The sequence below is a fragment of the Roseicyclus sediminis genome (genome assembly GCF_025515305.1).
Lineage (GTDB): Bacteria > Pseudomonadota > Alphaproteobacteria > Rhodobacterales > Rhodobacteraceae > Roseibacterium > Roseibacterium sediminis.
The window spans coordinates 12,401-27,625 of record NZ_JAOPHT010000018.1 but is presented as its reverse complement, the minus strand read 5'-3'; the positions used below and the strand labels follow the sequence as shown (position 1 = coordinate 27,625).

Below are 15,225 nucleotides of genomic sequence, written 5' to 3'. Positions count from 1 at the left end.
CGATCGGGATCTGGCGGCAGCCGGGCGCCGAGGCCAGGCTTCGCGCCGGAACGGAAGGATGAGACCCCATGGCGACGCAGGCGCTGATCCTCGGGATCGATATCGGAACCACGGCGGTCAAGGCGGTGGTCTACGACATGGAAGGGGCCGAGCGTCACCGCTTTGCCCGTGCCTATCCCACCCGCCGCGCCGGCGCCTTCGTCGAGCAGGACCCGGCCGACTGGATGGCCTGTCTCGGTGACGCCTTCGCAGGGATCGCGGCCGAAGGGCTCGCGCCCGCCATTGCCGCCATCGGCATCACCTCGCAGGTCAACACCCATGTCTTCGCGGATGACAGCGGCCGGCCGATGCATCCCGCGATCACCTGGGCCGACACGCGTGCCCGTGCCGCCGCCGCCGCGCTCGACGCCACGATCACGCAACAGGAGCGTCTCGCCTGGTTCGGCGCGCCCATGGGCGTCGACGCCAGCCACATGGCCGCCCGCATGGCCTGGATGGAGGAGGCGAAGCCCGAGGTCTGGGCCGCGACCGCCCGCGTCCTGCTGCCGAAGGACTGGGTCATCGGGCAGCTGACCGGCGCCCATGTCTCCGACCCCGTCAGCCAGATCGGCGCGGTCGGGCAGGACGGCCGCTTCGTCGCGGACCTCTTCGCCCGGATCGAGGGGGCCGCCGCCCGCCTGCCCGAACTGCGCGACCCGGCCTCCGTCGCCGGAACGACGACGCTGCCGGGCGCGGACCGCCCGGTGCCCGTCGCGACCGGCCTCATGGACGCCTGGGCCTCGATGTTCGGGGTCGGGGTGAAGGCCGAGGGCGATGCGATGTATCTCTCGGGCACCAGCGAGATCCCGGGCGTGATCTCCTCGAAGGTCCACCCCGCCGAGGGCGCGCTGGTCTTTCCGCCGCACATGGGCCTGACGCTCCATGCCGCGCCGACACAATCGGGCGGCGCATCGCTCGCCTGGCTCTGCCGGCTCTTCGACACCGACCCCGATACTCTGATGGCGGAGGTCGCGGCGCTTGCGCCCGAGGGGCCGGGTCTGCTGTTCCTGCCGCATCTGTCGGGCGAGCGGGCGCCGATCTGGGACGCCTCCGCGCGTGGGACCTTCCTTGGCCTGGACGCAGGCATGGGCCGGGCCGAGATGGCGCGCGCGGTGCTGGAGGGCGTGGCGATGTCGGTGCGGCTGGCCTTCGCGGCACTCGACGCATCCTCCGGCACCCACGCGCGGCTTCTCCAGTGCGGCGGCGGGGGCTTTGCCTCGGACACCTGGAACCAGATCCGGTCCGATGTCCTGGGGCGAGGTCTGCAACGCCTTTCGGCCCGTGATCCGGGCGCGCTCGGCGCCGCCGCGCTCGCGTCCGTCGCCGCCGGCCTTCAGCCCGATCTCGACACCGCGCTCGCCCATGCCGTCTCCTTCGACCGGACCTACGAGCCCGATCCCCGGGGCGCGGCGCGGGCCGAGGCGCTCTACGCGCTCTACCGCCCCGCCTACGAGGCCGCGCGGGCGACCAACCACGCGCTGGCCGCCATGGGCTAGGCGCTTGCTCCCGCTTCAAGGCCGGGGCAATGTCCGCGCAACAGGTCCGAAGGAGGGAACCCCATGAACGTCAAGAGCATTCTGATCGGCGCCGCTTCCATGGTGCTGGCAACCGCCGCCACCGCGCAGGAAAGGGTGGCCGTCATCACCCCCTATCTCGCGCAGCCGGGCACCCAGTTCTACATCGACGGCTTCGAGGCCGCCGCCGAGGGGCGCGGCTGGGAGGTCAACGTCATCGACACGGCGGGCGACATCGCCGCCGTCATCAGCCGGATCGAGGACGCCGTCACCCAGAACGTGGATGCCATCGTCATCAACGTCGACCCCGCGCAGGTCGAGGCCGGCCTCGCCATGGCCGCCGACGCCGGTATCCCGGTGGTCGGCATGGATGCGGGCATGTCCCCCTATGTCGCCACCAACGTCACCTCGAACGGGTACGCCATGGCCGCCGAGACCGCGGCCTATGTCGTCAACCGCCTGAACGGGCAGGGCAACGTGGTGATGTTCGTCTTCGACCCCTTCCCGCCGGTGCAGATCCGCGGCGTCATCGCAGACGCGATCTTCGCCAACACGCCGGACATCGAGGTGATCGCCCGCGTGACCCCCGACGTGCAGGACGGCGGCATCGCCGACAGCCGGGCACAGATGGAGGCGCTTCTGGCCGCGAACCCCGAGCCCGGCAGCATCTCCGCCGTGTGGGCCGCATGGGACCAGCCGGCGCTCGGCGCGCTGCAGGCGGTCGAGGATGCAGGGCGCGCGGGTGAAGGCATCGTGATCGTCGGCATGGACGCAAACCCGCAGGCGCGCGACGCGATCGCGGCCGGCGGCAACTTCGAGGCCTCCATGGCGCAGGACTTCGAGGGGATCGGGGCGGCCGCGGCCGAGGCCGTCGCGCGCCTCGTCTCGGGCGAGACGATCACCGCGCCCGTCACCTACGTGCCGACCCGCCTCATCACCTCGGCCAACGTGGCCGATTGACCGAGAACCCGGACCGAAACCTGGGGCAGCCCGAAGCGGCTGCCCCTTTCCATGGGGCGCCATGCGCGAACTGAAGATCTCCGGCCTCGACAAGAGCTATGGCCCGGCCCGTGTGCTGCGCGGCGTGGACCTCGGCCTGCGGGCGGGCGAGGTCCATGCGCTCATGGGCGAGAACGGGGCGGGCAAGTCCACGCTGATCAAGGTTCTGGCGGGCATCGTTCCCGCCGACGCCATGCGCCTGACGGTCGACGGGGCCGAGCATCGTCTGGTCACGCCCGATGACGCGGCGGCCCTCGGCCTGCGCTTCGTCCACCAGGAGCTGAACATCGTCCCGTCGCTCAGCGTGGCCGAGAACATCCTTCTGTCCCGCCGCACGCCACGCCGCCTCGGCTTCGCCGTCGACTGGCGCGCGATGAAGCAGCGCGCGGGCGAGGCGCTGGCCCGCTTCGGTGCCACCCATATCGATCCCGGCGCGCGCGCGGGCAGCCTGTCGACCGGTGACCGGATGCTGACGGTCCTGGCCGGGCTGGTGGCCGCCGACGACACCGCGCCGTCCGTTTTCGTGATGGACGAGCCCACCGCCGCCCTGACACACGCCGAGGCCGAGCGCCTGTTCGCCGTGATCCGCGAGTTGCAGGCGCGGGGGGCCGCGATCCTCTATGTCTCCCACCGGATGGGCGAGGTGGTGGAAATCGCCGACCGCGTGACGGTGCTGCGGGACGGGGCCGTGGCGCTGAGCTGTGCCATGTCCCAGACCTCCAAGGAGGGGATCATCGCCGCGATGACGGGGCGCGACGTGGCCGACGCCTATCCGGCCCGGCAGACGGAGCCGGGGCAGGGCGCGGTGCTGGACGTGCGGGACCTCGCCGCCGGTCCTGCGAGCGGCGTGAGTTTCACCCTCCGCCCCGGCGAGATCATCGGGCTTGCGGGCCTCGAAGGCTCCGGCCAGTCCGAGATCCTGCGCGCGATCCTCGGCGACATGCCGTGCTCGGGCACCGTCCGCCACGAGGGGCGCGCCGGCCCCCGTTCCGCAGCCGACGCATGGCTGAGCGGCATTGCCTATGTCCCGCGAGAGCGTCGGCGCGAGGGGCTGATGCTGTCGCGCGCCATATCGCACAACGTGGTTCTTCCGCACCTGTCCCGCCTTTCGCTGGCGGGCCTCTGGTCCCGTCCCCGTGCCGAACGCGCGGAGGCCGAGGCGCGCGGCCGCGAGGTGCGGCTGAAATGCGAAAGCATCGGCCAGAGCGCAGGCACCCTGTCCGGCGGCAACCAGCAGAAGGTGGTCTTCGCCCGGGCGATCGCGGGTGCCCCGCGCCTGGCGCTTCTCGACGAGCCCACGCGCGGCGTCGACGTGGGCGCGCGGGCCGACATCTACGGCATGATCAGAACCCTGAGCGGGCAGGGGACGGCGGTCGTCATGGCCTCCAGCGACCTGCCGGAACTCATCGGCCTTTCCGACCGTATCCTGATCCTGCGGGCCGGGCGGCAGGCGGGGATCGTGCCGGCGCAGGGCCTCGGCCCCGCGCGTCTTCTCGCCATGATCTACGGCGATGCGTCCGTTGAGGCCGCAGCATGACACTTGCCTCCCATCTGCGCCGCTACGGCACGCTTCTGGGCTTCGCCGCGATGGTGGTCTTCTTCGCGCTGAACCTGCCCGACACGTTCCTGACCGCGCGCAACCTCCTCAACGTGACGCAGCAGGTCTCCATGCTCGCGGTCGTCGCCTTCACCATGACCGTGGTCATGGCCATGGGCGATTTCGACCTTTCCGTGGGCGCCATGGCGTCGCTTGCCGGGGTGGTCGCCGCGACCCTTTTCGTCGCGGGCTGGCCCGTGGGCCTCGCCATCGCGGCGGCGCTGGGCGCGGGTGTGCTGGCCGGCCTTCTGAACGGGGTTCTGGTCAGCGTCCTCGGCATCCTGCCCTTCGTCGCGACGCTCGGCACGATGACCGTCTTCGGCGGCCTTGCCTTCGTCGTCTCGGACGGGCGGACGATCTTCGGGCGCGATATCCCGGCCTCCTTTTCCGGCTTCGCACGCTCCGCGCTGGAGGCGGGCGACCTCCGCATCCCCGCGCTGACGCTGGTTGCCGTCGCCGTTCTCGCCGTCATCTGGGTCGTGCTGGAACAGACGCCCTATGGCCGCCGGCTCTATGCCATCGGCGGCAATATCGAGGCCGCGCGGCTTGCGGGCACCCGCGTCGTGAAGCTGAGGCTTCTGGCTTTCTGTTTCACCGGGCTGGGCGCGGCCATCGCGGGGCTGATGTACGCCTCCCGCGTGGCCTCGGCCAACCCGACCCAGGGTGACGGGCTGATGCTCGACGCCATCGCCTGCGTCTTCCTCGGCATGACCATGAGCGAGGAGGGGGAACCGCGCGTCCTCGGAACGCTTCTCGGCGTGCTGCTGTTGGGCCTGCTCGACAACGGGCTGACGCAGATGAACGTCGACAGCTACATCCGCGAGGTGCTGGTGGGCACCATCATCATCCTCGCCGTCGCCTCCGGGCGTCTCGGCGTCTTCAGCCGCCGTTGATCGCCTCCATCCTCGCCAGAAGGTCGACCCCCTGGCTGCGGTAGAAATGCAGAATGTCGATGAACACCCAGTTCTCGGCCAGCTTGTCGCCCTCGCGCCGGTAGATGTCGACCACGCGGAATTCGGCCGGGCGGTCGGTGCCCGGCAGGCCCATGAAGCCGCCCTTGTGCCGTGCGGTGAAGTTGGGCCAGCCGAAGAAGCCGCCGTAATGCCCCTCGGCCAGCCGCGCGATGTGGCCCGTGCGCGTCCGGTCGGTGAAGGCCGCGCGGAAGGGGCCTGAATGCTGTTTCGCATAGCGCGGGATCGTGTAAGTGGCGCCGATCCCCTCGGGCCCCCACCACAGCATGTCCTCGACCCAAGTGCGGCGAAGCTCCTCCTCCAGCGGAAGGCCCAGGCTCCAGGTCCCCAGATCGCCGATCATGGCGTTGATCGCGGAGAGCGTCGCCACCCCGTCTTCCGCCGGTTGCGGATCGTCGAGCAGGCCATCGTGTGTCCGGGGGCCGGGCTGGACGAGATGCTGGGCGGTTGCGGGGCCGAAGGGGTTCTGTCCGGCCTGGACCATGAGGTGCGGGATGTCGACGAACTGCGCGGTCTCCACGATCCGGCCGTCCGCGACCCGGTGGAACTCCGCGTAGCGCAGCATCGCCAGTTTCCGGGTCGGGCGGATCCCCAGCCAGGGCGCGTCGAACAGGCCCATGAGGTGGCCCATCGACACCACCCAGCGCCCGGAGAATCCGTCGATCTCGTTCAGGCCGGCGAAGAAGATGTCCTCCCGCCGCTGCATCGAGGTCAGAGCCGCCAGCAGCGGTGCCCAGAAGACCTCGGCCACCGCCGCGGCCCCCCGACGCTCGTCGAAGGGGCACATGCCGCGCCAGTGCCAGTCGGCGCTCGTGTGGGCTGCAAGGGCCGCGGCGACGGTCTCGGGCGTGGCGGCGGAAAGGGCGGCATGGTGGGCGCGGACAAGCGCCTTTTCCGCCTGGAAGTCGGTCATGGTGGCGTCCGGGGACTGGATGTTCATGGGGTGGTGTCTCTGCCTCGAAAGCGTGCCGGTCAAGGGAGGGGCGCGCGGCCGGTCCGAACGCCGCCGCTCACCCCTTGACCGCCCCCGCGGTCAGGCCGCTGACGATCTGGCGCTGGAAGAACAGGATCAGCACGAAGAGCGGCGCGGTGGCCGAGACAACGGCGGCGACGGCGAACATGACGTTCCCTTCCTGCTGGACCGAGCCCAGGAAGGACGCGATCCGCGGCACCATCGTCTGGTTCTCCGAGGACAGCAGCATCGCCGTCACCGCGAAGTCGTTGTAGGCCAGCAGGAAGCTGAACAGGCCCGTCGTGATGACCCCCGGCCACATCACCGGCATGATGACGTGCCGGAACGCCTGGAACCGGGTGCAGCCGTCGACCATCGCGCTTTCGTCGAGGTCCTTGGGGATGTTCAGGAAGAAGGAGTGCAGCATCCACAGGGTGAAGGGCTGGTTGATCGCCACCAGCACGATGATCGCGGTCGGCAGATGCCCCCATAGGTTCCACTGGAAGAACGGCAGGAGGTAGCCCGACACCAGCGTGATGTGCGGCATCGCCCGGAACACCAGCGCGATCATGAGGAGCCAGAAGGCATAACGGAACCCCGAGCGCGCCAGCGCGTAGCCGCCAAGCGTGCCGAGCGTCAGCGAGATGATGACGGTGCAGACCACCACGATCCCTGTGTTCATCACGTTCCGCCAGAACCCGCTCTCGATCCAGGCGCCCCAGTAGCCGCGCCCGGTGAAGGCGCCGCCGGTCTGCTCCTGCGTGAGCGGCCCGGTGATCGCGTTCATCCAGTCCGAGCGCGAGAAGAAGTCGCCCTGAACCTTGAACGAGCCCCAGAGGGTCCAGAGGAACGGAAACGCCGCCAGGATCACCCAGAGTGCGACAAGCGCCGTCGAGACGACGACCAGCGCGGTCGATTTGCGATGCGCGGCCATGTCCCTAAGCCCTCTTGCGGTTGAAGTCGCGCCAGGTGCGGATCAGCACCGGCGCCAGCAGGATGGACACCCCGAGGATGGTCAGCATCGAGGTCGCCGCGGCCGAGCCGAATTGCTGCGTGTCGCCGCGCAGGCTCGAATAGATGAGGTAGCTGAGCGAGGTCGCGCTCGCCTGCGCCTGGAAGCCGACGATCGGCTCGAAGACGCGGAAGTTGTCCATCAACTGCATCAGCGTGATGAAGACGGCCAGCGGCATCAGGTGCGGGATGACGACGTATCGGATGCGCTCCCAGCGGCTTGCGCCATCGATCATCGCGGCCTCGAGCGTTTCCTCGGGCACGGTCTGGAGGCCGGCGTAGAAGACGATGAAGGCGAAGGGGGCCGAGGACCAGACCCCGTAGATGAACAGCGTGATCCAGGTCAGCGTCGGCGAGGCCTTGAGCGACAGGTCGGGGTCGTCGAACAGGATCTGGAGCGTCGCTCCGATCACGCCGTCCGCGTCAATCATCCAGAACAGCACGAGCGACCCGATCAGCGGCGTCACGATCATCGGCAGGAGCGAGAAGAAGATCGTCGGGCCCCGCAGCATCCGCGGCAGGCCGTTCACGCCAAGCGCGATGGCGAGCCCGAGGATCAGCACCAAGGGCGTGACGATGAACGTGTAGGCCAGCGTGAAGACGAGCGCGCGGTAGAAGGGCAGGTTCATGACCTGCCCCCAGAAGGCGCCGAGGCTTTCCGAGCTTTCCCACGCGGCGGCCAGTTCCTGCGTCGCGAGGTGGCCGCGGTCGAGATAGGTCCCGAACCCGTTGAACCGGCCGAGCGGCTGCGCCTCGCGCAGTTCCGCCGTCGCCTCGCGGTCGACGCGCGTTTCCTCGGTGCAGCCGAAGGGGCCGCAGTTCTCCACCGTCACGAGCACCTGTTCGTGCTCGACATGCAGCGACTGGACCAGGACGGACACGATCGGCAGCGCGATGAACAGGATCATCGCGGCAAGCGAGGGCAGGATGAACCAGATGAAGGTGCGATGGGGCATTGGGGCCTCGCGGCTGCCGGGTCTGGCGGGGCGGAGGTCTGGGCGCGGCGGCGGGAGAGGTCCGCCGCGCCCGGGGCGGTCGTTACTGCAGGAAGCCCTGTTCGCGGGCCGCGGCCGTGTAGGCGGCCTCGACATCGGCCAGCGCCTGTTCGGCGCTTTCCTCGCCCTGCAGGAACTGCGCCAGCTCATTGCCGAGCGCGGTGTGCATCAGGCCGACATAGGGCAGCATCGGGTAGGGCCGGGTGCCCGCCTGCGCGGTCGCCGCGACACCGGCTGCCGGCGCGCCGGGGGTATAGCCCGGCATCAGCCAGACCGCCGCGTCGTTGTTGGCCGAGATCACCTCGGGCCGCAGGCCGTGCATCAGCGCCTGGAAGGTCGCCGCCGCGTCCTCGTCGGAGATGTTGGCCGCGATGGTGAACCCGTCCCACCAGAGCGTCGAGGCCGGGATGTCGCCGCCGCCCACGGTCGGGGCCGCGGTCAGGACGGTCGCGCCGGTGATCTCGGGCGTGGAGTTCTCGTCATCGAGGATGCCGCCCCCGCGCGAGCCCCACATGTAGGCCGCGGCCAGTTCGCCTGACTCCCACAGCGCCTGCGTGGCGTTGGAGTCGAAGGTCAGGAAGTCGGGGTTGGCGTATTCGTTCAGCGCCGCCAGCATCTGGAGCGTGGCGAGACCGGTCTCGTTGTTGATCGCGGGCATCGCGGTGCCGGGCTCGAACAGGTCCCCGCCGAAGCCCATGTACATGTTGACGAATTCCTCGCCGAGATTCCAGCCGGAGCCGGTGTTCATCGCCCAGGGATGCTCCATGATCCCGGCCTCGCGGACGGCGGCCAGCACCTCGAGCACTTCCTCGTAGGTCGTCGGCTGCTCGGCGCCCACCTGCTCCAGGATGTCCGAGCGCAGGAAGAGGTGCTGCGCGTTGGCCATGAAGGCCACCGCCATGACCTGTCCGTCGATCGTGATGCGGTTGGTCATCGGCAGGTCGGGCGCATACTGCGCGATCAGGTCGTCGAGCGGCCGGATAAGGCCCTCGTTCAGAAGCGGCACGATCGAGGAGTTGGCGACGATCGCCGCGGTATACTCCGCCGGGTTCGCCGTCAGCGCGGCGACCTGCAGGTCGCGGTGCTCGGTCGTCTGGTTCGCGGTGACCTCGACGGTTCCGGATGCGCATTCCGCCGCGCCCTCGGCCATCGCGTGCAGCGCGGGGAAGTCGTTCGAGAGGATCGCGACACGGCCGCTCTCTATGCCGCAATCGGCCATCGCGGTGCCGGCTGTCATGATCGTGGCGACCGCGGTGAGGGTCGTCATCGGGGTGAAACGCATTGCTGTCAGCTCCCTGTTTCTTGGCTGGCGCGCCCCGGCCTCCGGCCGCGGGTCATGCCTGCCCCGTTGTATTCTTGTTCACGCCCGCCTCGGCCGGTGCGAATCGCGCCCAGGCTTGCATACGTTTTCAATCCTGAGCCATGGCGCCCCGGTCTGGCAAGGTTTTTCCGCGGCCTCGCCATCGGCTGAACCATACGGAAAATAAGGCTTGCGCGGTTTTTGGATTCGGCGCTAGCGTTGATGAAAACGTATGCAATCCGAAGCCCCGGGGAGGGCTCTTCGCCATGGCCGAGATACAGCTCAGGAACCTCTCCAAGCGCTGGGGCAGCTTCGTCGGCGTGGAGAATTTCAACCTCACCATTGCCGATCGCGAGTTCCTCGTGCTGCTCGGGCCCTCGGGCTGCGGCAAGACCACGACGATGCGGATGATCGCGGGGCTGGAGGAGATCACCGGCGGCGAGATCCTGATCGACGGCAAGCGGATCAACGACCTCGATCCCAAGGATCGTGACGTAGCCATGGTGTTCCAGAGCTACGCGCTCTACCCCAACCTCGACGTCTACGAGAACATCCGTTTCCCCCTGAAGGTGCGCAAGATCGACCCCGCCACCCACAAGGAACGGGTGATGCGCGCGGCAAAGATGGTGGAGTTGACGGATTTCCTTCACCGCCGCCCCGCCGAGCTTTCGGGCGGCCAGCGGCAGCGCGTTGCGCTCGCGCGCGCCATCGTGCGCCAGCCGAACGTCTTCCTGATGGACGAACCGCTGTCGAACCTCGACGCCAAACTCCGCGTCTCGACCCGGGCGCAGATCAAGAACCTGTCCCACGAGCTCAAGGTCACCACGATCTACGTCACCCATGACCAGATCGAGGCGATGACGCTCGCCGACCGGGTCGTCGTGATGAACAAGGGCGTGGTGCAGCAGGTGGGCACGCCCACCGACATCTACGACAACCCCGCCAACACCTTCGTGGCGAGCTTCATCGGAAGCCCGGCGATGAACCTCGTCGAGGGCGAGATGAAGGGCGGCGTCTTCGAGGGGCGCGGCATCCGGATCGAGGGGCTTTCGGCGCGCGACGGCAAGTCGGTGCTGGGTTTCCGCGCCGAGGACGCGATGCTGGAGGGCGGGGCCGAACTCAGCGCGCCGATCTACACGCTGGAGCTTCTGGGCGACTCGACCATGGTGACGGTGCGCCTCGGGCACGAGCTTGTCTCGGTCAAGGCGCCCAAGGATTTCCGGGCCGAGATCGACGATCCGTTCACCGCGCACATCCCCGCCTCGATCTGCCATGTCTTCGACGCGGCGACGGGGGCGCGGCTCTGAGCCATGGCCTCCGCCTGGGATTACATCGTCATCGGCGCCGGGTCTGCCGGCTGCGCGGTGGCCCATGGTCTCGCGCGGCACGGGGCGGGCGCGGTCCTCGTGCTGGAGGCAGGGCCTTCGGACCGGACGGCGCTCGTGAAGATGCCCTTCGGCCTCGTCTGGATGCTCGGTGATCGGCGGCGTGACTGGTGCTATCGCTCGGCGCCGCAGTCGGGTCTGGGAGGACGGACCCTCGCCATTCCGCGCGGGCGCATGCTGGGCGGTTCGAGCTCGATCAACTCGATGGTCTGGTTCCGGGGCAGGGCGGCGGATTTCGACGGTTGGAGGGTCCCCGGCTGGTCCTGGGCCGACGTGGCCCCCGCCTTCGACGAGGTGGAAGACCTCCTGAAACCGACGCGGCTTCGCGGTGCCCATGCCCTGACCGAGGCGCTGTCGGGCCTGTTCCCGGACAACGACCCCGACGCCATTCCCCATCCCGACCGCGAAAGCGCAGGGGTCTTCGCCTTCAACCTCTCCGATGGGCGGCGGCGCTCGGCGGCCGATGCTTTCCTGCGGCCGGCGCAGGCGCTGGGCGTGACCGTGCGGACCGGGGCCGAGGTCGCGCGCCTGCGTTGCTCGGGAGACCGGATCGGCGGCGTCGTTCTGGCCGATGGAACCGAGCTTTCGGCCCGCTGCGGCGTCGTCCTGTGCGCCGGTGCCATCGGGTCGCCCGCGCTTTTGCTGGCCTCGGGCTTCGGGCCGGCCGGGGACCTGCGCGACGCCGGCATCGACCCCGTCGCCGACCTGCCGGGCATCGGTGCCAACCTGCACGACCATCCGGGCGCGGGGCTGCACTACGAGGGGCCGGGATCGGGCTATGGGCTTGCGCCCGCGCTCTGGCCGCGCTGGGCGATGGCGCCGCTGCAATGGGCGCTTTCGGGGCGCGGCATCCTCGCCTCGCCCACCGTCGAGGGCGGCGGTTTCTTCAACGCGCGGGGGGATGCCGCGCCGCCGGACGTCCAGAGCCACTTCATCCCCTTCCGCCTGCCCCATGACGGGCGGAAACACGCGCTGAAACAGGGATATTTCGCGGATGTCTGTCTTTGCCGTCCGGCCTCGCGCGGGGCGCTGAGGCTGTCGCGGCAGGGGCTGGAAATCGACCTCGGGCTCTTCCGGGACGAAAGCGACCTCGACACGCTGACGGCCGGCTGGCTGCGGCTCAGGGCGCTCCTGGCCGGGGCCGACCTCGGGTCCCACCGCGCGCCCGAGATCTCGCCCGGCCCTGCCGTGGCGACCGAGGAGGAGGCGCGCGCCCATATCCGCGCCACGGCCGGCACCGCCTATCACCCCGTCGGCACGCTGCGGATGGGGCAGGACGGAAGCGCACCCGTGACGCCCGGCCTTCGGCTGCGCGGGGTGGATGGCCTCTGGGTCGCGGACGCGAGTGTCATGCCCGCCGTCACCTCGGCCAACACCAACGCGCCGTCCATGATGATCGGCCATCGCGCGGGCCGCCTGATCGCGGAGGCCGCATGACACCCGAAGCGCTGAAATCCCTTTTCGCCCCGTGGAGCCATGCGATGGCGACGGCGACGCCGGAGGCCGCACAGACCGCAACTGCGGCTCACTTCGCCCCCGACGCCGCGATCCGGCTCTGCCATCCTTTCGGCGATCTCGTCGGGCCGGAGGCACTTCTGCAGGCGGCCATCCTGCCGCTCCTCGCCGCCATGCCGGACCTCGAGCGCCGCGACATGATCGTGGTCGCCGGCACCACGCCCGAGGGCGCGGACTGGATCGGATGCATGGGCAATTACATGGGCACCTTCGCCGCGCCCTTCCTCGGCATCCCGCCGACAGGACGCCTCACGCATATGCGCTATCACGAGTTCTTCCGCATCGAGGCGGGCCGCGTCGCCGAGATGCAGGCGATCTGGGACATCCCCGAAGTGATGATGCAGGCCCGCGCCTGGCCCCTCGCGCCCCAGCTTGGCGCGTTTCTCGCCACGCCGGGGCCGATGACGGGTGACGGGCTGAGCGTCTCGGGGCATGGCGGCGCGGCGATGACGCGCGTCATCGACATGCTGACCGATCTCTGCCGCCATCCCGCCGATCCCGACCCCGGCGTGATGCGGCTGGAGCATCACTGGCACCCGCGCGTCAACTGGTACGGTCCGGCCGGCATCGGCACGGCGCGCGGCATCGCGGGGTTCCGGGCGCATCACCAGATCCCGTTCCTGCGTGCCTTCCCCGACCGCAAGCTCGACGCGATGGGGGACCTCATGTCCCACTGGATCGCCGAAGGCGACTACGTGGCCGAGACGGGATGGCCCAACATGCGCCTCACCCATGCCGGCGGCGGTTTCCTCGGGCTCGCACCCACGGGACGCGAGGTCACGCTGCGGTCGCTAGACTTCTGGCGCGTGGAGGACGGCCTCATCCGCGAGAACTGGGTGTTGGTGGACCTTCTCGACTTCTGCCGCCAGATTGGCCTCGATGTCCTGGCCCGCATGGAGGAGGCGGCATGAGCGACGCGCGTGTCACCTCACTGGACGTGGCGAGGCTGGCGGGCGTCAGCCAGTCGGCGGTCAGCCGTGTCTTCTCGGGCGCCTCGGCCTCGGCTGCGACGATCAAGAAGGTGCGCGCGGCGGCGGACCGGCTGGGCTACAGGCCCAACTCGCTCGCCCGCGCCATGATCACCGGGAAAAGCCGGATGATCGGCCTCGTCGTCGCCTATCTCGACAACCAGTTCTACCCGCTGGCCATCGAACGGATGAGCGCGGCGCTGCAGGCGCGGGGGTACCACATCCTTCTCATCATGGCCGGCAACTCGACCGAAGGCATCGAGAGCGTGATGCAGGACCTGATGACATACCAGGTCGACGGGATCGTGACCGCCTCGGTCGCCATCAGCTCTGACCTGACCGAGCGTTGCGCCGCGATGGGCATTCCGCTCGTCATGTTCAACCGCGGGCAGGACGGTGCGGGGCTTTCGTCGATCACCTCGGCCAATGTCGAGGGCGGGCGCAAGGTGGCGGAGTTCCTGATCGCCGGGGGGCATGAACGCATCGCCCATATCGCGGGCTGGCAGGGCGCCTCGACCGGGCGCGACCGGATGCGGGGCTTTCTCGAGGGGATGGCCGCCGCCGGCCGCGAACCGCTCGCCGTCATCGACGGGATGTATCACCGCGAACCGGCCATCGAGGCCACGCACGCGCTGATGGAAAGGTCCGATCCGCCCGACGCGATCTTCGTGGGCAACGACCACATGGCCTTCGCCGTTCTCGACACGCTGCGCGGCGCGCTCGGGCTGAGCGTGCCGGGCGACGTCTCGGTCGTGGGCTATGACGACGTGCCGATGGCGGCTTGGGAAAGCTATGACCTCACCACGTTGCGTCAGCCCGTCAACCGCATGGTCGAGGCGACCGTCGAGACGCTCCTGGGGCAGATCGAGGACCCCGCCCGGCTGCCGCAGAAGATCGAGATCGCAGGCTCGCTGATCCTGCGCGGCTCGGCGCGCATACCTGAAGGATGGGACATCACATGAAGGGTTTCGACCCGAAATTCCGCGACTTCCCCGACTACATCATCGGGATCACCCGCGAGATCTGGGAAGACCGGGGCATTCACACGCTGCATGACTACTACGCCCCCGATATCGTTGTGCGCGCGCCGGGTTCCGTGGTCGTCGGCAACACCGGCGTGATCGGCGCCACGATGGCGACGCTGCACGAGTTTCCCGACCGCGTGCTTCTGGGCGAGGACGTGATCTGGTCGGGCGATCCCGAGGCCGGCATGCTGTCGTCGCACCGCATCCTGTCGATGGCGACCCATGCGGGCGACGGCGTCTACGGCCGCGCGACGGGCAAGCGGCTGACCTATCGCATCCTCGCCGACTGCCACGCCAAGGACAACGTCATCGACGACGAGTGGCTGATCCGCGACCAGGGCGCCATCGTCCGGCAGCTGGGGTGGGAGCCGCGCGACTACGCCGCCGACCTCATCGCCCGAGAGGGCGGGCCCGGCGCCTGCGTGAAGCCGCTCAGCCCCGAGACCGACCGCCCCGGCCCCTACACGGGCACCGGCAACGACAGCCCCTGGGGCGAGCGCCTGTCCGAGATCCTGAGCCGGATCATGTCGGCCGACATGAGCGCGATCCCCGGCGAATACGACCGCGCCTGCCATCTCGGCTATGCGGGCGGGATCACGGCGCATGGCCACGAGGCCGCAGACCGGTTCTGGATGGGCCTCCGCGCCGCATTCCCGAACGCCGAGTTCACTCTGCACCATGTCATCGGCCGCGAGGACGAGTTGATGCCGCCCCGCGCCGCCGTCCGCTGGAGCCTCTGGGGCCGGCACGAGGGCTGGGGCGCATTCGGCGCGCCGACGGGCGCCATGGTCTACGTCCTCGGCATCACCCACGCGGAATTCGGGCCCTGGGGCCTGAGGCGCGACTACACGCTCTTCGACGAGACCGCCGTCTGGAAGCAGATCCTTCTGGCGGGGAGCTAGGGACATGCGCTGCCCGCGTCCCCACCGACCGCCGCCGCGAGGGTCCTGCAAG

At 69.5% G+C, this 15,225-nt stretch carries 13 protein-coding genes; 9 read left to right on the top strand and 4 right to left on the bottom strand.

Features of this window, described 5'->3' with window-relative positions:
* Nucleotides 1-68 precede the first annotated feature (68 nt).
* The 4 genes from N8I71_RS17710 to N8I71_RS17695 all read left to right on the top strand — a co-directional run bounded on the left by N8I71_RS17710 (nt 69) and on the right by N8I71_RS17695 (nt 5,042).
* Complete coding sequence (locus N8I71_RS17710) at nt 69-1,535, top strand: xylulokinase (protein ID WP_262879358.1); 1,467 nt, start codon at nt 69-71, stop codon at nt 1,533-1,535.
* Nucleotides 1,536-1,598: 63 nt separating this feature from the next.
* On the top strand, nt 1,599-2,513 hold the full coding sequence (locus N8I71_RS17705; RefSeq protein ID WP_262879357.1) for a substrate-binding domain-containing protein: 915 nt from the start codon (nt 1,599-1,601) through the stop codon (nt 2,511-2,513).
* Nucleotides 2,514-2,574: 61 nt separating this feature from the next.
* Nucleotides 2,575-4,089, top strand: coding sequence for a sugar ABC transporter ATP-binding protein (locus N8I71_RS17700; RefSeq protein ID WP_262879356.1), 1,515 nt, complete (start codon nt 2,575-2,577; stop codon nt 4,087-4,089).
* Nucleotides 4,086-5,042 carry an ABC transporter permease gene (locus N8I71_RS17695; RefSeq protein ID WP_262879355.1) on the top strand — a complete coding sequence of 319 codons (957 nt, stop codon included), beginning with the start codon at nt 4,086-4,088 and terminating at the stop codon, nt 5,040-5,042. The genes N8I71_RS17700 and N8I71_RS17695 overlap by 4 nt, the downstream gene beginning before the upstream one ends.
* On the opposite strand, the gene N8I71_RS17690 is transcribed toward N8I71_RS17695, so the two are convergent.
* From N8I71_RS17690 to N8I71_RS17675, 4 genes are all read right to left on the bottom strand, one after another.
* Nucleotides 5,029-6,033: a nuclear transport factor 2 family protein gene (locus N8I71_RS17690; RefSeq protein ID WP_262879388.1), complete on the bottom strand. Its 1,005-nt coding sequence runs from the start codon at nt 6,031-6,033 to the stop codon at nt 5,029-5,031. The genes N8I71_RS17695 and N8I71_RS17690 overlap by 14 nt on opposite strands.
* Nucleotides 6,034-6,130: 97 nt before the next feature.
* Entirely contained in the window at nt 6,131-7,006 is an 876-nt protein-coding gene (locus N8I71_RS17685; RefSeq protein ID WP_262879354.1) for a carbohydrate ABC transporter permease, read from the bottom strand.
* Between the two features lie 4 nt (nt 7,007-7,010).
* Nucleotides 7,011-8,039: a carbohydrate ABC transporter permease gene (locus N8I71_RS17680; RefSeq protein WP_262879353.1), complete on the bottom strand. Its 1,029-nt coding sequence runs from the start codon at nt 8,037-8,039 to the stop codon at nt 7,011-7,013.
* An 82-nt stretch (nt 8,040-8,121) separates the two neighbouring features.
* Nucleotides 8,122-9,360: an ABC transporter substrate-binding protein gene (locus tag N8I71_RS17675; protein ID WP_262879352.1), complete on the bottom strand. Its 1,239-nt coding sequence runs from the start codon at nt 9,358-9,360 to the stop codon at nt 8,122-8,124.
* Between the two features lie 284 nt (nt 9,361-9,644).
* On the opposite strand from N8I71_RS17675, the gene N8I71_RS17670 reads away from it, so the two are divergent.
* Genes N8I71_RS17670 through N8I71_RS17650 form a run of 5 tightly spaced genes read left to right on the top strand, consistent with a single transcriptional unit; the run spans nt 9,645 to nt 15,173 of the window.
* The gene (locus N8I71_RS17670) at nt 9,645-10,685 is read left to right on the top strand and encodes an ABC transporter ATP-binding protein (RefSeq protein ID WP_262879351.1); all 1,041 of its coding nucleotides are present in this window, start codon (nt 9,645-9,647) and stop codon (nt 10,683-10,685) included.
* A gap of 3 nt (nt 10,686-10,688) precedes the next feature.
* Nucleotides 10,689-12,200 (top strand): GMC family oxidoreductase, encoded by a 1,512-nt coding sequence (locus N8I71_RS17665; RefSeq protein ID WP_262879350.1) that lies wholly within the window; start codon nt 10,689-10,691, stop codon nt 12,198-12,200.
* Nucleotides 12,197-13,189, top strand: coding sequence for an ester cyclase (locus tag N8I71_RS17660; RefSeq protein WP_262879349.1), 993 nt, complete (start codon nt 12,197-12,199; stop codon nt 13,187-13,189). Before N8I71_RS17665 ends, N8I71_RS17660 begins: the two co-directional genes overlap by 4 nt.
* Nucleotides 13,186-14,208 (top strand): LacI family DNA-binding transcriptional regulator, encoded by a 1,023-nt coding sequence (locus N8I71_RS17655; RefSeq protein WP_262879348.1) that lies wholly within the window; start codon nt 13,186-13,188, stop codon nt 14,206-14,208. Before N8I71_RS17660 ends, N8I71_RS17655 begins: the two co-directional genes overlap by 4 nt.
* A complete protein-coding gene (locus tag N8I71_RS17650) occupies nt 14,205-15,173 on the top strand; it encodes a nuclear transport factor 2 family protein (protein WP_262879347.1) in 969 nt (322 codons plus the stop codon). The genes N8I71_RS17655 and N8I71_RS17650 overlap by 4 nt, the downstream gene beginning before the upstream one ends.
* The last annotated feature ends 52 nt before the right edge of the window (nt 15,174-15,225 follow it).